This is a genomic window from Hyalangium gracile (assembly GCF_020103725.1).
Classification (GTDB): Bacteria; Myxococcota; Myxococcia; order Myxococcales; family Myxococcaceae; genus Hyalangium; species Hyalangium gracile.
Genome location: NZ_JAHXBG010000011.1, coordinates 11,911 through 27,537 on the forward strand (window position 1 = coordinate 11,911; position 15,627 = coordinate 27,537).

At 68.4% G+C, this 15,627-nt stretch carries 12 protein-coding genes; 2 read left to right on the forward strand and 10 right to left on the reverse strand.

What is annotated here, in order from left to right; genetic code table 11:
* Positions 1–171: 171 nt before the first annotated feature.
* From KY572_RS22755 to KY572_RS22770, 4 genes are all read right to left on the reverse strand, one after another.
* The gene (locus KY572_RS22755; protein ID WP_224245039.1) at positions 172–1,557 is read right to left on the reverse strand and encodes a sensor histidine kinase; all 1,386 of its coding nucleotides are present in this window, start codon (positions 1,555–1,557) and stop codon (positions 172–174) included.
* The gene (locus tag KY572_RS22760; protein WP_224245040.1) at positions 1,554–2,282 is read right to left on the reverse strand and encodes a response regulator transcription factor; all 729 of its coding nucleotides are present in this window, start codon (positions 2,280–2,282) and stop codon (positions 1,554–1,556) included. Before KY572_RS22760 ends, KY572_RS22755 begins: the two co-directional genes overlap by 4 nt.
* 220 nt (positions 2,283–2,502) lie before the next feature.
* Positions 2,503–3,288: a glutathione S-transferase family protein gene (locus KY572_RS22765; RefSeq protein ID WP_224245041.1), complete on the reverse strand. Its 786-nt coding sequence runs from the start codon at positions 3,286–3,288 to the stop codon at positions 2,503–2,505.
* Positions 3,289–3,327: 39 nt separating this feature from the next.
* Entirely contained in the window at positions 3,328–4,323 is a 996-nt protein-coding gene (locus KY572_RS22770) for a hypothetical protein (protein WP_224245042.1), read from the reverse strand.
* Positions 4,324–4,642: 319 nt separating this feature from the next.
* Here KY572_RS22770 and KY572_RS22775 point away from each other — a divergent pair, with 319 nt between their 5' ends.
* Positions 4,643–5,656 carry a metallophosphoesterase gene (locus KY572_RS22775; protein WP_224245043.1) on the forward strand — a complete coding sequence of 338 codons (1,014 nt, stop codon included), beginning with the start codon at positions 4,643–4,645 and terminating at the stop codon, positions 5,654–5,656.
* A gap of 18 nt (positions 5,657–5,674) precedes the next feature.
* Here KY572_RS22775 and KY572_RS22780 read toward each other — a convergent pair whose 3' ends face one another.
* Together KY572_RS22780 and KY572_RS22785 are read right to left on the reverse strand one after the other, a co-directional pair.
* Positions 5,675–6,211 carry a DUF2780 domain-containing protein gene (locus KY572_RS22780; RefSeq protein WP_224245044.1) on the reverse strand — a complete coding sequence of 179 codons (537 nt, stop codon included), beginning with the start codon at positions 6,209–6,211 and terminating at the stop codon, positions 5,675–5,677.
* A 499-nt stretch (positions 6,212–6,710) separates the two neighbouring features.
* A complete protein-coding gene (locus KY572_RS22785) occupies positions 6,711–7,028 on the reverse strand; it encodes a hypothetical protein (protein WP_224245045.1) in 318 nt (105 codons plus the stop codon).
* 65 nt (positions 7,029–7,093) lie between these two features.
* On the opposite strand from KY572_RS22785, the gene KY572_RS22790 reads away from it, so the two are divergent.
* Positions 7,094–8,107, forward strand: a complete 1,014-nt coding sequence (locus tag KY572_RS22790) for a 2-dehydropantoate 2-reductase (RefSeq protein WP_224245046.1) — start codon at positions 7,094–7,096, stop codon at positions 8,105–8,107.
* Here the strand turns inward: KY572_RS22790 and KY572_RS22795 are convergent.
* The 4 genes from KY572_RS22795 to KY572_RS22810 all read right to left on the reverse strand — a co-directional run bounded on the left by KY572_RS22795 (position 8,085) and on the right by KY572_RS22810 (position 15,560).
* Positions 8,085–12,275, reverse strand: coding sequence for a hypothetical protein (locus KY572_RS22795; protein WP_224245047.1), 4,191 nt, complete (start codon positions 12,273–12,275; stop codon positions 8,085–8,087). The two genes, KY572_RS22790 and KY572_RS22795, sit on opposite strands and share 23 nt — an antisense overlap.
* A 19-nt stretch (positions 12,276–12,294) precedes the next feature.
* Positions 12,295–13,152 carry a M12A family metallopeptidase gene (locus KY572_RS22800; protein ID WP_224245048.1) on the reverse strand — a complete coding sequence of 286 codons (858 nt, stop codon included), beginning with the start codon at positions 13,150–13,152 and terminating at the stop codon, positions 12,295–12,297.
* Between the two features lie 234 nt (positions 13,153–13,386).
* Positions 13,387–14,112 (reverse strand): class I SAM-dependent methyltransferase, encoded by a 726-nt coding sequence (locus KY572_RS22805; protein ID WP_224245049.1) that lies wholly within the window; start codon positions 14,110–14,112, stop codon positions 13,387–13,389.
* 14 nt (positions 14,113–14,126) lie between these two features.
* Positions 14,127–15,560, reverse strand: coding sequence for a cyclic nucleotide-binding domain-containing protein (locus tag KY572_RS22810; protein WP_224245050.1), 1,434 nt, complete (start codon positions 15,558–15,560; stop codon positions 14,127–14,129).
* Between the last annotated feature and the right edge of the window lie 67 nt (positions 15,561–15,627).

The window sequence follows — 15,627 nt, forward strand, 5'->3', positions numbered from 1 at the left end:
TCGCCGCCGAAGACTCGGATTCTGCAATTCCGGAAGAGCTGGCATTCATTGACAAGGCCTGCACAGCATAGATGGCCTTGGCCCTACTGTGTCGCCAGGGAACCGGGTAGCCCACCTTCGTACAGTGTGCGCTGTCAAACATTGTAGGGCCATGTAGGCCCTGGGCTGGGGCTATGAAAGCGCCTTGGCGGCGGGCAGGAGGATGCGGGCGGTGGTGCCCACACCGGGCTGGCTCTCGAGGGCGAGCGTGCCGCCGTGCGCGACGATGATGCGGCGGGCCAGGGCGAGCCCCAGCCCCACGCCGCCGGTGGTGCGGGCCCGGCTCTTGTCGCTGCGGAAGAAGGGCGTGAAGAGGTGGGGCAGCTCGCTCGCGTCGATGCCGATGCCCTGGTCGGCGATCTCGATGGTGAGCCCCGTCTCCTTGGGCCGTGCGCGCACCCGCACCGTGGTGCCGGGCTCGGAGTACTTGCCGGCATTGTCCAGCAGGTTGTCGAGCGCGCGGCGCAGCAGCACCGGGTCCGCGTCCAGCACGGGCAGCGGCTCCTCGGCGCTCACCTGCAGCGTGTGCTGGGGGCGGGTGGCGCGGAAGCGGGCCGCGGCCTTGTCCAGCAGGGCCTGGGCCTCGACGAGCTCGCGGTGCAGGGGGGGAGTCGCGCCGGGAGACTGCCCGCTGGCCAGATCCAGCCGGGCCGCGGTGAGCACGTCCTCCACCAGCCGCTCCAGCTCGGACAGATCGGTGGTGATGTCCGCGAGCGACTCACGTGCCAGGTCCGCGTCTCCCTCGGAGGCCAGGTCCAGCGCCACGCGGATGCGCGCCAGCGGCGTGCGCAGCTCGTGGGAGACGTTGGCGATCAGCTCCTTCTGCGAGCGGAGCAGGTGGGTGATGCGCTCGGCCATCTCGTCGAAGGCGACGGCCACCTGCCCCAGCTCGTCGCGCCGGCGCAGGCCGGTGCGGACATCCAGCATCCCCTCGCCGAAGGCGCGAGTCACCGCGGCCAGCCGCTGCAGGGGCACGGCCAGGGTGCGGGCGAAGGCGATGGAGGTGACGGCCGTGCACCCGAGCACCAGCCCGATGAGCACCGCGAAGTTGATGGGCGGCGGTCGGGGCGGAGGCCTCTGGAGGATGATGGCGTAGGCGGTGGGCGCTCCACCCGTCGGGAGGGCGACGACCATCCGGCGAGGCTCCTCCTCCGAGCCCGGGGGCCGTCGCTGGGCAGGGCCTGGGGGCGCCGAAGGGTCGGGCGGTGGGGCCTCGAGCGGAGGCGAGGCGCTGGAGGCGAGGACCCGCCCGTCCATGGCGCGCACCGTCGCTGGATGCCCCAGGTGCTTCTCCGCTCGCTCCAGTGCCGTCTGCAGGGCGGCGGGCTGGTCCACGAGCTCGGACCACTCCGCGGCGAAGAAGGAGCGGTAGTGGTCCATGCCCCTTCGCATGGGAGGCTCCGCGACGAGATCCCTCGTGCCGATCACCACCGCGACGATGAGGACGAACTGGGCGATTCCCACCAGATAGATGCGCAGCAGCAGCGAGCTCGGCAGGCGCAGACGCCCTGGGCTCATGACTCGTCACCGCGAGTGAGCATGTAGCCGGCGCCGCGCACCGTCTTGAGCAGCTTCGGGGTGCGAGGGTCCTCCTCCAGCTTCTGGCGGATGCGGAAGATGTGCACGTCGATCGAGCGGTCGAACACCTCGTCCGCGCTGCCCTTGACCAGGTCCAGGATCTGCTCGCGGCTGAGGACGCGGCCGGCGCGCTCGGCCAGCACGCGCAGCAGCCCGAACTCGTAGGACGTCAGGGTGAGGGCGCGGCCATCCAGGGTGGCGGTGAGGCTGCGCGGATCCAGCTGCAGCCGGCCGACCTGGATGGGCTGGACGGCGGGGCCCGCGTGGCCGCGAGCGCGGCGCACCTGGGCGCGGATGCGCGCGAGCAGCTCGCGAGAGGAGTAGGGCTTGGGCAGGTAGTCGTCCGCGCCCGTCTCGAGCCCGAGCACCCGGTCGATCTCCTCGCCGCGCGCGGTGACCATGATGATGGGGACATCGCTGCGGGTGCGCAGCTCCCGGCACACCTCCAGGCCATCGCGGCCCGGGAGCATCAGATCCAGCAGGACGACGTCGTAGGCGTGGCGGCTGGCCTCGGCGAGGCCCTCCGGGCCGGTGCGGGCCACCGTGACCACGAGCCCATGCTCCTGGAGGTAGCGAGCAGTGAGGCGAGCCAGTCGCTCATCGTCCTCCACCAGGAGGACCTGGACGGTTCCTTCCTCGGGCGCCAGGCGGTTCGGGTGCTCCATATGGGTCGCTCCAGTCCCTCTGCGTCAGGCGGCCCCCTGAGGGTGGCGGAAGGTGCGCGACCCGGAGAGCCCCTGGAAGGGATTTTACGGAGTCCACTTGGAGCCCGCATGGAGAGAACCAGACTCCGGGTCGCGCAGGTACACCCTGACGCGGGCCCATGTCCGCCATGCTTCTGGATGATGAAGAAATATTTCGGACGCCCGGGGCCGCGGGGGCGACTCAGGCGGCGGGGCGCTGGGCGGCGGCCTGACGGCGGTCGTGCTGGTAGCGGCGCAGGACCCACTGTCCGGCGGGACGGGCGCGCAACTCCTCCGACATCTGGACGAGGGCCTTGGGCATCGGAACGTCCGCTCGGGCCGCGTACGGCGAGCCCTCGGGCTGGATGATCGGGGCGAGCAGCGACGCCGCGGTGATGTCCGCGATCGTCAGGGTGGAGCCCACGAGATAGCGCGAGGGGTCGCCCTGGATCTCCCGCTCGAGGCGGTCCAGCGCCGCGAGCACCTTCACCCGGGACTCCTCCACCTTGTCGGGATAGATGCGGTACTGACGCGTGAGGACGCGCTTGACGAGCGGGACCAGCAGTCGGCCCAGCCAGCGCTGGGGGGCGGGGTACTCCCCGAACATCAGGGCACCCAGGTTCGCGCCGCTCCCGATGATGTGCCCATAGGCCCAGCGGCGCACGTGGATGCCGGCGTCGTCGAAGAGCTCCTCCAGCTCCAGCGCCCGATCGCGCTCCGGGCCGGGCGGAGGTAGCAGCGGAGGGGTGGGGTAGGTGCGCTCCAGGTGCAGGGCGATCTCGGTGGAGTCGCCCAGCGCCACGGAGCCGTCCACCAGCACCGGCACGCTCCCGCCGCCCTTCGCCAGCTTCTTGGCCACCCCGCGGTGGGAGCCGGGCATCAGGTTCTTGAGGGTGTAGGGCAGGCCCTTGGCGTCGAGCAGCCAGCGAGCCTTCTCGCAGTAGTGGGAGATGGGGAACTGGTACAGCGTGCGTTCGGTGGGAGCCATGGCCCGAGCATCCCACGATTCGCGCGCCGTGACGTCACTTCATCCGCCGGAGCAGCGGCCGCAGTCCTGCTGGCAGCCGGAGCCTTGCCCGTTGCCGCACTGCTCGCTGATCTGACAGATGCGATCTCCACAGGTGTAGATCTCGCTCGGGCGGACCCGGCTGGTCAGCGCCTTGTAGGTGACGCCGTTCCAGGTGCACGTCAGGTAGAAGCCGCCGGGGACGATGGGCTGGCAGAGCTGCTCGCAGGTCCCGGCGTAGCTGAGGGGCGGGCACGCCCGGTTCGTGTAGGGATCGGAGCTCGACAGCTCACAGGCGCGCGAGGAGGACTCGTTGGCGCGCAGCCGAGGCCCGTCCGAGCCGAAGAAGACGCCCTGGCCGTTGAAGAGGTTTCCGAAGAAGCACGCCTCCCGGCGGGAGTACTGGTGGAGCTCGTCGAAGGTGAAGGGGATGATCTGCCCGGTGGCCGTCTTGCCGAGCAGCGAAATCGTCACCGACACGCCGAACTTGTTGACGTGGGCGGCCATGCACGCGGAGACGAGCTGCTGCTCGGCGAGCGTGGCCGCGCGTCCGTTGGCCCAGCTCGGCGCCAGTCCCAGTCCGCCCGCCCAGCGATAGGTGACGCGCGTCTGGGGAGACCGGTAGGTGCGCACCTGTCCCGCGGGCACGGCGCAGCGGACGATGTAGCGCATCACCGTGTCGTTCAGGGTGGGGTTCTGCGCGAACCATGTGTTGAAGCTGGAGGAGGACAGGCCGTTGGCGGACAGGCCGTTGGCGGACAGGCCGTTGGCGGACAGGCCGTTGGCGGACAGGCCATTGGCGGACAGGCCGTTGGCCATCAAGCCGTTGTCGGACGACAGCTCCTGGCTGGATTCCTCGAGGGCGGGCTCGGAAGAAGGCTCGGTGTCGGGCTCCATCGGGCCGCAGGCCAGCGGGCCCGCGACGAGCAACCCGACGGAGAGCATGGCCATGAGGCGTGAGGGAAACGGGGACATCTCCTGGCTGCGGAAGGCTTCATTGATCGGCACCGGCTTCATCGCGGACCCCCTTCGGCAGAGCTTTCAGAGTTTCCGGAGATACTGCTGACGAGTGATCACTTCAGGAAACAAGACCGCAGGGCAGGTGGGCCTTTTCGGTGGCTCGTGAATGAAGCGGACGTGAACCAGGTGACGTTGGAGGCTCGCGGTGTCCGGTTTCACAACCTCGCAACGCGGGACGGATCCAACGCGCGACGGCTCATCGGCCTTCGAGTGTTTTTCCGGTAACGAGCGAGGGGAGGAGCATCATGCTCGCCTGTACGCGCGACGCGAGCCGTCGGATTCACGGGCGGAGCGGACCGGTATAGACAGGTGAGCCATGCGCTCCTCTCCCGTCCCAGTTCCTGCCCGGCTCACCGCCGGAGTGCTCCTGCTCGCGCCGCTGCTCTGGGCCGCCGCCCCTGAGGCACCTCCGCGGCTGGAGGACGCGGTGCAGGACACCTTCCAGGGAGTGGCGCGTGTGGTGGCGGTGGGGGACGTGCACGGGGACGTGGAGGCGCTGACGGAGGTGCTGCGGCTCGCGGGCCTCATCGACGAGAAGGGCCGGTGGGTGGGCGGCAAGGCTCACCTGGTGCAGACGGGAGACATCGCGGATCGGGCTCCCCGGACGCGGGAGTGCTACGAGCTGCTCCGGCGGCTGGAGCGTGAGGCGGCCGCGGCGGGCGGCCGTGTGCACGTGCTGCTGGGCAACCACGAGGCGATGAACATGCTCGGGGATCTGCGCTACGTCACTCCGGAGGAGCTGGCCTCGTACGCGGATCAGAGCCCGACCCCGGATGCGGAGGGGCAGCCGCGAGGGCTCGCGGGACACCGGGTGGCCTTCAGCCCCGAGGGCCGATATGGCCGCTGGCTGCGAAGCCGCCCCGCGGTGCTGCGCATCGACGGGACGCTCTTCATGCACGGAGGGCTTCAGCCGGGAGTGCCGGCGCGGACGCTCGCGGAGCTCAACCGCTGGGTGCGCCAGGATCTCTTCACGGGCAATCCTCCTGGAGGCGCGACGGACTCGCAGGGCCCCTTGTGGTTCCGAGGCTACGCGAAGGATCCGGAGCCCCAGTGGAGCGAGGGGCTGGACGAGGTGCTGCGCCGCTTCGGCGCGAAGCGGATGGTGATGGGGCACACCCCGACGGGGGACGGCCGCATCGGGGTGAGGTTCGGCGGCCGGACGCTGTTCATCGACACCGGCCTGAGCGCCTATTACGGCCGGCACCTGGCGGCGCTGGAGATCCGAGGGGACCGGCTCACGGCGATCTACCCCGAGGGCCGGGTGGAGCTGCTCGCCCCGGCCGTGAAGAGCGCTCCGCCCCCTGCGTCGAAGGCCGCGCAGGGAAGGTGACCGCGCCGCAGGGTGGGCTCAGCCCAGCAGTCCGCCCAGCGCGCCGCCCAGGCCACCGCCGCCAGGAGTGCCCGAGCCGCCACCGGAAGCCCCCGCCAGCATCGGCACCACCGCGAGGATCTTGCTCACCAGCCCGGGATCGAGCCGCGACTTGAGGAAGTTGAGGACGATGGGAGCAATCAGCGTGGCCTTGCTCGCGTCGATGTTGAAGCGCTGGGCCAGCGAGACGAGCGCCGCCACCTCTCCCGCCTGGGACACGGCACCGCCCAGGGCACCCAGCGCGCCTCCCAGGCCGCCCGAGGAGGAACCCCCACCCATCAACCCACCCAGGGCGCCCATGAGCCCACCGCCCGCGTCCGCCGCGGGGGCCTGGGCCTGCGCGGCCTGTTGCCAGCCCTGCAGCTCGGGGACGGCTCCCGCCACCTGTCCGGCGGCGTCCGCTCCGAGCTTCTCCTTGACCGTGCCCTGGATGAGCCCCAGCACGGAGCCGGCGAGCCCCTGCGCCTGCTGAGGGTTCACGCCGAGTTGCTGCGAGAGTTGTCCGATGAGGTCCATGTGACTCCTGTGGGAGGGGCGTCCTATCTACCCCTCTCAGGGAAGTTGGGCGAGGGAGAGGGACGCGAGCCAGCCGCCAAGGGAGAGTTGAGCCCACGAGCAGGCCGGTGGTGTCGTGAATCGAACGGGCCGTCGCTCCGAACCCGGGGAGCCCACGTGAGTGCTGGCGAGCGCCGTCTCCTGGCACGTCACCGGAACCCACGGAGAGCGGAGCGGCTGGCTCCGAGGGGTCGTTCCGGCCCGAAAGGGGACACGCGTTGGTGCCCCCTCTTCGGGAACCGGCTCCCTCCCTGTCGGCCGGACCGGTTGCGAACTGGTATGACAAGCATACCAGTCGGCGGCGTTCTCGCCCGACACGGGCACCTCCCCGGGAGGCGGTGTGGCTCGGGGGCGGTGGGTGCGTCGCGCACCGGGCCAGACGGTCGAGCAGCGCCTCATCCGCGGCCGGTCGTTCACCGGTGGACGTGACGGCCGGGTGGGGCACTGGCGCCGCCGAGGCTCAGAGCGACTCGCAATACCCGTAGTTGCAGGCGGGGGCGGACGCGGGAAAGTCCCCGGGCCCGCCGCACGTCTTGCAGGACGTGGCTCCGTTGGCGACCTTGTCGAGGAAGCAGCCGCAGGCGGACTCGGTGGAGTAGGCGCTCAGCGGGCCCATCTCCGGGGTGCGCTTCACCTTCATGGCGCACTTGGGCACCAGGTGCCGCTCGATGATGGCCTGCAGCAGCTCCTGATCGAGCTTGGCGGAGGCGAAGCGGCTGACGAGCGCGCCGGCGGCGGCCGTGGGCAGTCCGCTCTCCGTCCTGGTGTAGAAGTGCACTGGTCCCCAGTTGGGGTAGTGCCCGTCCCGGACGTTCTGCAGCAGAACCCAGAGAAAGGTTGTCCATGGCAGACACAATCGTCGTGGCGGGAGCGGGCAGCATCGGCTGCTTCGTGGGCGGGCTGTTGGCGGCGGCGGGCCGCGAGGTGCGCTTCCTCGCCCGGCCGAGAATGGTGGCCGAGCTTCAGGCCCACGGTCTCACCCTGACCGACCGCGACGGCGGCAGCCGCCACGTGCCGGCGGCGAGCCTCTCGGTGACGGATGATCCCGCCGTGCTGGCCCAAGCGCGGTGGATCCTGGTGACGGTGAAGAGCGGCGCCACGGTGGAGATGGGGGAGTCCATCGCCCGCCACGCGAAGCCAGAGGCCGTGGTCATCAGCCTGCAGAACGGCATTGGCAACGCGGACCGGCTGCGCGCCGTCGCCAGAGGGCAGCGGGTGGTGGCCGGCATGGTGCCCTTCAACGTGGTGCACCGAGGGGAAGGGCGCTTCCACCGGGGAACGGACGGGAGCCTCACGGTGGAGGCGGGAGTGCCCGGCCTGCTGTCCACGCTGTCCGTCCCTGGCCTGGCACTGGCCGAGCACTCGGACATGAGCGGGCTCGCCTGGGGCAAGCTGCTGATGAACCTGAACAACGCGCTGAACGCCTTGTCCGGCCTTCCTCTCCGCCAGCAGCTGGCGGACCGGCGCTGGCGTCGCGTGCTGGCGGCGAGCCAGCGAGAGGCGTTGGAGCTGATGGCCGCCGCGAAGATCGTCCCCGCGAAGGTAGGGAAGGTCCGACCGAGGCTGCTCCCCGGAATCCTGTCCCTGCCGGATGCGGTGTTCCAGCTGCTGGCGGGGGCGATGGTGAAGATCGACCCGGAGGCTCGCTCCTCGCTCTGGGAGGATCTGGAGAAGCGGCGGCCGACCGAGATCGATCACCTGCAGGGCGCCGTGGTGGAACTGGCGCGCTCGCTGGGCCGAGACGCGCCGCTCAACCGGAAGGTGCTGGAGGCGGTGAAGCGCGCGGAGGCCGCCGGGACGGGCTCTCCGCGCATGACGGCCGAGGCGCTCGGCCTCACCAGAACTTCATCTTCTTGACCGCCTTCTTGGCGGTCTTCGAGACGCTCTTGCTCACGTCCTTGGCGGTGTTCTCCACCGCCTTGGTCGCCTGGTTCACGCCCTTGTTCACGCTGTTGGCGAGGTCCTTCGCTTCCTTCTCGCTCTTGCCGTAGACGTCCTTGAAGACCTTGGCGGTGTCGTTGACGCCGTCCATGACGCCATCCTTGACGGCATCGGCCCACTTGTTCATGTCCTTGAACACCTCGCGCAGGGCCTCCTCGACCTTCTTGCTCATGATGTCCGGGAGCCGGGTGAACGTGTCGGACTTCACGTCGACCTTGAACCTGCCCAGGTCGACGTGCTGGCCCGCGAAGTCGAAGCTGGACTCCAGCTCGATGGCGGACTGGGCTCCCTTTCCCGCGGTCCCCGTGCTCCACCGGGCGCGACCCGACTTGTCGTACATGACGACGTTGCCGTCGCCCTGCATCGTGAGCCTCGCGATGTTCTGACCGTTGGTATTGCTGGCCCAGATCGCGCCGCTCTGGCCGTTGTAGATCACGAGATTGCCATCACCCTGGAAGGCCACCTGGGTGCCATCCCGGCCATGGGTCGCGGAGGCCCACAACACCTCGCCGCTGCTCTTGTAGAGCACCAGGTTGCCGTCGGCCTGGAAGACGAGCCGCATGAACCCGTTGGACAGCAGCGTCGACTCTCCGGGGTAGGACGAGCCTGGCGCCAGGCTGATGTCCGCGGGCGCGTTGTCGATGTCGACGTCCACCTCGACCTCGAGGTCGGTGTTGATCTTCGCCTTGCCGAGTGCGCCGAGATCCACCGTGCCGACCCCCACCTTGACCGTGCCGTTGGCGCCGAAGCCGGACTTGCCGAAGCGGGCGTCGAGGTCGAACTTCACGCCCGGCGCCAGGTTCCCGACGAGCTCGAAGTCGATCCCCTGCACGGACACGCTGGCGTAGATGCCCTGCTTGACGCCGAGCATCGTCATGCTGCCGTTGACGTAGAAGTGGGGCGGGCGGAACTGAGGCACCGGGTTGTCGTTCTGGGTGAACGTCGAGACCGAGAGCTTCGGCCCTCCGCCGCCCTGCAGCGCCGCGATGGAGAACACCTTCTCGTCGAGGATGACGATCTTGTCCATCTGCGCCTCGACGGAGATCCCCCGGTTCTGGGCGATGTCGACGGTGGCCGAGGCGTCGAAGCCCGCGAACGAGATGGCCGCGTTCAGGTAGTAGCCCTGCGGGAACGCGATCGAGCCGATCGAGGTCTTCTGCGGCGCGAAGTAGAACTGGGGCTCGACGGAGACCTCGATGTCATTCCCGCTCTTCTTGAGCGCGTAGTGCCGCATCTTCGTCAGGTCCGTGAGGTGCCAGGACTCGCCCTTCTTGTTCGTCCGGAGGGTGAGCTGCTCGGACGCGCTCGGGATCTGCACCTTCGCGGCGGCGAACGCGGGTGAGAGCTTCGTGAGCTCCTGGCCGTCGAGCTCGTCGGTGAGATCGCCTGGAATCTTGAACCGATGGGTCCCCTTCAAGGCGATCGTCTTCAGGACGTCGTCGATGTTCGAGGGGATGGCGCTCCCCAGCAGCGTGTCCGTCACGTCGTTCAGCGTGAGCTGGCTGAGGGAGCCGGCGACCAGGCTGTTGGACGGGTTGGTGCTGTCGAAGAAGATCGCGACGGACGACGAGAACCTCGACGTGTCGATGGTGCATGCGATGCCCAGGCTCGGGATGCCGCCCCAGTTGACGCCGATCTGGAGCGCGAGGTTCGACAGCTTGAAGGCCTTGCAGTCGACGGGCGCCGAGCCCTTCATGGTGGCCGAGAGGAAGGCCCCGCTGGGGACGAACGCCATCGTCGTGTCGAACGTCTGCTTCTGCCCCTGGATCTCGACCTGCATGTTGCCCGTGAGGAACATGCTGGGCTTGCCGTTCTGCAGGAGGATGCCCAGCTGGTAGTCGAACGGCAGCCCCTGGATCTTCGTCCGCTGCTTGAAGAAGAGCCGCGAGCTCGCGGAGGGGTTGGGGCTGCTGACCGCGAGCGCGACCGACTGCCTCGAGCCGAGCCCGAGCAGCTTCATGAGCAGGCTGTGCTGCTTGTCGTTCGCGTCGAGCTGCCAGTCGGCGAAGACCATGAAGCCCTGGGTGACACCCTGGGCCGTGGCCGGCATGGCCAGGCTCTTCGTGGCGAGCTGGGGCGTGTTGAACTGGGCCAGCGAGGGGAACTGGAAGCTGGGGTTGTCGAAGCTCGACACCACGAGCATGAGCTTCTCGAGCTTGACGACATCCTCGATGGCCTCGAGGGCCGAGAGCCCCGGGATCTTCGAGATGCCGCTCGTGGCGAGATCCAGCCCCGCGGCGAAGCCCCACTTCGTGCCCACCTTGCGCGCCTCGAACGCGAGCGCGCCGAAGCCGTCGATCGTGGTGCCCAGGTTGAAGACGTAGTCGTTGCCGCGCTTCTGCACGAGGATCGCGGCGGACGACAGGGTCAGGTCGAAGCCGGGCGGCATCTCCCCGACGAGATCACACAGCTCGCCGATGACGCTCGTGAGCTGGATGTTCTGGAACGTGCCGCGCACGGTGATGTCGCCGGGGATGCCGTAGCTCACGGAGAGCTGGAGCGACTTTCCGAAGGCGGCGGTGCCGGCGAGCTTGCCCGAGACGGGTCCTCCCTTGGGGTAGGAGAAGTCGACGAGCACGTTGCTGACCGTGAGGTTCGAGCGGCCGACCGGGATGACGAAGGGCTTCGAGCTCGTGGCGGCGAGCATCTGGGCCGAGTAGAGCTTCCCCGGCGAGACGACCATCGAGAGCGTGCCGACCGAGATGTCACTCGGCGCGGCAGCACCGGGCGCGAGCTTCTTGAAGAGCCGCTCGATCGGGATGGACTGGTTGTCCACGTGGGCGAAGACGGTGAACCCGTTGCGGCTCCGGGCCGAGACCGAGATGGGCACTCCCTCGATCTCGAGCGTTCCGGAGACCGTCACGCCGACCCGGGACTTCCCGCTCCCGAACGGATTGTCGACGTCGAACCGGCAGGAGAGGTCATTGACGACGAGGTCATCGCCCCAGATCTTCCAGGAGACGCTCGGCATGCCGACGGTGAAGCTCACCGTGTCGATGTCGGCGGTGCGGCCGTAGGACGACAGGATGAGCGTGACGCCCATCAGCTCGAGCGCCTCGAGCTTCTCCACCGCGCTCCGGAGCTCGTCGGGGAGCAGGGAGGCCAGGCTGTCGGTGCCGCAGAGATCCACGAGGCTGGCGAGCTTGCCGAGCTTCATGCCCTCGCAGCTCGCGTAGAGGCAGACGCGCGGCAGGTTCCACTCGAGATCGGCGGAGAGGTCCAGGGTGATTCCAGCGCTCGGGACGGAGAGCCGGGCCGAGTAGCCGTGCGTCGGCGAGAAGTCCCCGTTCGTGGCCATCCAGTCCGTGGAGGTCGGCGTGTAGACGAGGAACGTCGGATCCTCGAAGGAGAGCTTGCCGATCTTGAAGTCGAGGGGGAGCGGGGCCCTCAGGTGGATGCCGGGCACGTCCTTGCGGAGCAGGGCGCGAGTGGCGACGAACTTGTTGCCGGAGAGCGTCTCCTCGCCCGGCTTCGGGATGCGGATCGTCCCCCGGAGCGGGAGTGCGCCTCCGCCCGTCATGGCGTACTCGAGGACGCCGACCATGCCCTGGGAGCGCATCTGGGACACGACGTTGTGGCCGGGCTCGAGCGCCACGCCGCGCTTCTCGTCCGTCTCCGCGTGCGACGAGACGATGACCTGCGTGTCGAAGAGGTCGAGCGATTCGACGAAGGGCTTCTGGAGCGACGTGAAGTCCGTGCCGGAGTCATTGATGGGATAGCCGGTGTCGTAGTTCCACACCGTGGGCAGCTTGGGAAAGCTGCGCGAGAACGTCCACGCGCCGGGGCCCGGCATCGTGTCGCGCAGCGTGTACGTGAGCCGCGTCCTCACGTTGCCGTCCGTGTCGAGCGAGAAGCGCGCGGTGACTGGCAGATCCGCGACGCCCAGGACGGAGGAGCGGCCCTTCAGGGTGACGGCCTGCTCGTCATCGGAGGTCTGCTCGAGGCTGGGGCTGGAGATGGTGACGTTCTGGCCCTCGAAGTAGGTGTCGAGGAACGTCCCCATGGCGGGGCCGAGCCTGTCGCGAGAGAGGACGACGTCACCTTGGCTGACGGAAAGCACATCTCGGAGTTCTTGGAGTTTCATGGTCGCACCAGGCCAGGGGTCAGGAGTTCCGCGCGTCCTTCTTGGGATACATGAACTGGATCATCGCGATGTCACCGTCGCTGGGCGCCCAGGGGGTGAACACCTTGGGCAGCTGCTCCAGCGCCTCGGGCGCGACCTCGCCGAGAGAGGGATAGTTCAGCTTGATGCCCAGCTTCTTGAGGATCTCGGCTGCCGCCTTCTCTCCGAGCTTGTCGTTGAGCGGGTCCGTCCGGCAGTTCCAGACGTAATAGCCAAACGCCGGGTAATGCATGATGGACGCCGGATCGTAGGGGCCTCCGTCATCCACGTTGTTCTTCAGCACGACCTCATGGGCCAGCCATCCAACGGGTGGATCGGATTTATTGAAGGAGTAGCACAGCCTCGGAACGTCTCCCGCCTGGTACGGAGCATCCTCGATGCGGCCGTTGCGCTCGTTCTCGTGGGACAGGCCGAGGATGTGCCCGAGCTCGTGGGGAATGCTCTTCCAATGATCCATCTGCTCGGAGGCGACCGGGAACATGGCCATGTTCCCGACGTTGCTCCCCGTGGCTCTGCCGTTGGCGCCGGCGGTGGTGCTCCTGGTATCGGTGAGCTTGATGTATTTCACCTCGTCGTTCGGGACGTTGGCGCCCTCCTGGAGGGGCTCTCCCCGCTCGACGAACGAGATGTGGATGCCATCGGAATTGACGAAGTACATCCACTCCGACATGCACCTGCGGATGACGCCCATGAGCATGACGGCGTTGTCGTAGAGCTCTTCGTCTCTCCTCAGCTCCTCTCCTTCCTTCGACCGGACAGCTGGCTCCTTGGGGATGATGAATCGGTAGGGGATGATCCCGTTGGCCCACCGCTTCTCTGCCTTGACTCCGAATCCCATGACGCAGCCTCCGACACGAAACGAGCGTGTCCCTCCCAGGAGCACGTCACGTGCCATCGGGCGGTCGCTGCACGGGAGTTCTTCATGCCGCGAGGGCGCGCTCTGAGCGGGTCGCGGGAGCTGCCGGCGGAGTGCGGAATCCGCAGGAAGAAGCTGCGGATTTCGCAGGGTGTCTCGGAGGACTGCGTGCGGAACGCGTTGGAAACAGACGCGCCTGCGTTCAGCGGGGACGCGTCAGGGCCGCCGACACAGGAAGATGTCGTCGAAGAGGCCGTCTCCGATGGGCCGCTTCAGGGGCTCGACGCGGAAGCCCGCCTGGGTGAGCACGCGATTCCACGTCTCGCGAGGAAAGAGCCCCTCGACGTGCTGATCGTGCACGGCCTTGAGCTCGGCTCCCTGCCGCAGCAGGAACCCGAAGTCGACGACGTAGGTGCTGTCCTCGGGGTGGGGATCCCACGTCCACATGAGACAGCGGAGCGAGCGGTCTCCGTCGTCCTCCGACAGCACCTCGGTGGCGTCCCGGAAGGTCTCTCGGGTGCAGTCCGGCGCGATGATGGCGGCGCCTCCGGGCCGCGTGTGCACGAAGGCCGTGGTCGCCGCGGCGAGCAGGTCCTCCTCGGTGCGCATGTAGCAGATGGCGTCGTGGATCAGCACCGCGTCGAACGTCCGGTTCAGCCGCAGGGTGCGCATGTCTGCCTGGACGTGCTCGCAGTCGGGGTTCTGCTGGCGGCTCAGCGCCAGCATGTCGGGGGAGAGGTCCGCGAGCGTGCAGGTGAAGCGACGCTTCAGGTGAAGCGCGTTGTTTCCGGCGCCCGAGCCGAGCTCGAGCAGTGTCCGCGGCGGAGGAGTGACGACGCGCTCGAACGCGGCCGTGAAGCACACGGCCTCTTCCTCATGGTCCTCTGGCGGATCGACCAGGTGGTACCAGGGGACGAGCTCGCCATAGAGGAGGGGCTGCATGGCCCCTGGTTCTATCAGTCATGCGTGGTCAGGCTGAAGATCTGCCTGAGCCGGCCGAGGATGCGGTTGGCCTCGGGCGCCGCATCCGAGCTGGCGCCGCTGGCCTCGGCCACCGCGCGCAGCTGGGTGCGCCGCCTGGCCAGCAGCGACGAGAGCTGCCGCGCCAGCCCCGGGTGCGTGACGAACATGCGCGCGAAGGCCGGCCGGTCCAGCTCCAGCAGCACCGAGTCCTCCATCGCCACCACCGTGGCCGCGCGCGGCTCGCCGGTGAGCAGGGACATCTCGCCGAAGTAGTTGCCGCGCTTCAGCCGCGTCACCTCCAGCCCCTTGCCCGTGCGCACCGACACCTCGCCCGAGACGACCAGGTAGAAGGTATGCCCCTCCTCGCCCTCCTCGATGATGCGCTCGTTCTTGCCGAAGCGCCGCGCCACCAGATCGCACCTGAGCCGATCCAGCTCCTCCGGCACCAGCAGGGCGAAGAGGTCTACCGCCCGGAGCAGCTCCATCACCGACTCCGCGGAGAACTCGGACTTCTGCGCCGCCTCGGTGCGCGTGTGCAGCACGCGCTGCGGCAGCCCGAGCTCGATGTTGTCGCGCTTCAGCCGGTACCAGAGCCGCGTGTACAGCTCCTCCATGGTGTTGTCCGCCTGGGAGAAGTCCGCCACCCAGTACCGCATCTGGTAGCGGATGGACGACTCGCCATAGGACCACGTCCGGCACTGCGGCGGCGGCTCCTGGAGGATGGTGCTGATCTCCTTCATCACATCCAGCACCGCCGCCTTCACCCGGTTGGGCGGCGCGTCGATCGAGAGGCCGATCTCGATGTCGATGGCGACCGGCTCGTAGCCGAAGGAGAAGTTCTTCACGATCTCCTTGGCCACCATGCTGTTGGGAAGGGTGATGCTCTCCCGGCGGAAGGTGACGATGCGCGTGGCGCGCCAGCCGATCTGCACCACGCGGCCCGTGTACTCCTTGATGCGGATGAAGTCGCCCACCTGGTAGGGCCGCTCGAGCTGCAGCGACAGGCCCGCGAACAGGTTGCCCAGCGTCTCCTGGAGCGCCAGACCGATCACCACCGACAGCACCGCGGAGGTGGCCAGCAGGCCGCCGAGGTCCAGGTTGAGCTGCGTCTGCAGGATGGGCAGCGCCGCCAGCCCGTAGAGCACGAAGCTGATGACGTCGCGGAGGATCTTCGGCGTCGCCACCGGCGAGCGCAGGCGCACGAGCTTCAGCGCCAGGGCCACGCAGGAGCGGATGACGCCGAAGGTGAAGGTCAACATCCACCCGACGTTGACGAGCTTCACCACCGAGCTGGGCGCGTCGGCGGGAATCGTCCAGGCCGCCACCCGCAGCGCGAGGAAGGCGATCAGGAAGCGGAACGCGCCGCGCAGGTCCCGGCGGAACTCCTTGTCGCTGCTGGCCGAGCGCATCCCGAACAGCAGGACCACCAGGACAGCTCCAACGACGAGGGAGACGTTGCTCTGCAGAAAAGGAAGCAAGGCGTGGAAACTCTGA

Coding starts and splice junctions, on each gene's coding strand:
- KY572_RS22755 (WP_224245039.1), bottom strand. CDS start 1,557: ATGAGCCCAGGGCGTCTGCGCCTGCCGAGCTCGCTGCTGCTGCGCATC.
- KY572_RS22760 (WP_224245040.1), bottom strand. CDS start 2,282: ATGGAGCACCCGAACCGCCTGGCGCCCGAGGAAGGAACCGTCCAGGTC.
- KY572_RS22765 (WP_224245041.1), bottom strand. CDS start 3,288: ATGGCTCCCACCGAACGCACGCTGTACCAGTTCCCCATCTCCCACTAC.
- KY572_RS22770 (WP_224245042.1), bottom strand. CDS start 4,323: ATGAAGCCGGTGCCGATCAATGAAGCCTTCCGCAGCCAGGAGATGTCC.
- KY572_RS22775 (WP_224245043.1), top strand. CDS start 4,643: ATGCGCTCCTCTCCCGTCCCAGTTCCTGCCCGGCTCACCGCCGGAGTG.
- KY572_RS22780 (WP_224245044.1), bottom strand. CDS start 6,211: ATGGACCTCATCGGACAACTCTCGCAGCAACTCGGCGTGAACCCTCAG.
- KY572_RS22790 (WP_224245046.1), top strand. CDS start 7,094: ATGGCAGACACAATCGTCGTGGCGGGAGCGGGCAGCATCGGCTGCTTC.
- KY572_RS22795 (WP_224245047.1), bottom strand. CDS start 12,275: ATGAAACTCCAAGAACTCCGAGATGTGCTTTCCGTCAGCCAAGGTGAC.
- KY572_RS22800 (WP_224245048.1), bottom strand. CDS start 13,152: ATGGGATTCGGAGTCAAGGCAGAGAAGCGGTGGGCCAACGGGATCATC.
- KY572_RS22805 (WP_224245049.1), bottom strand. CDS start 14,112: ATGCAGCCCCTCCTCTATGGCGAGCTCGTCCCCTGGTACCACCTGGTC.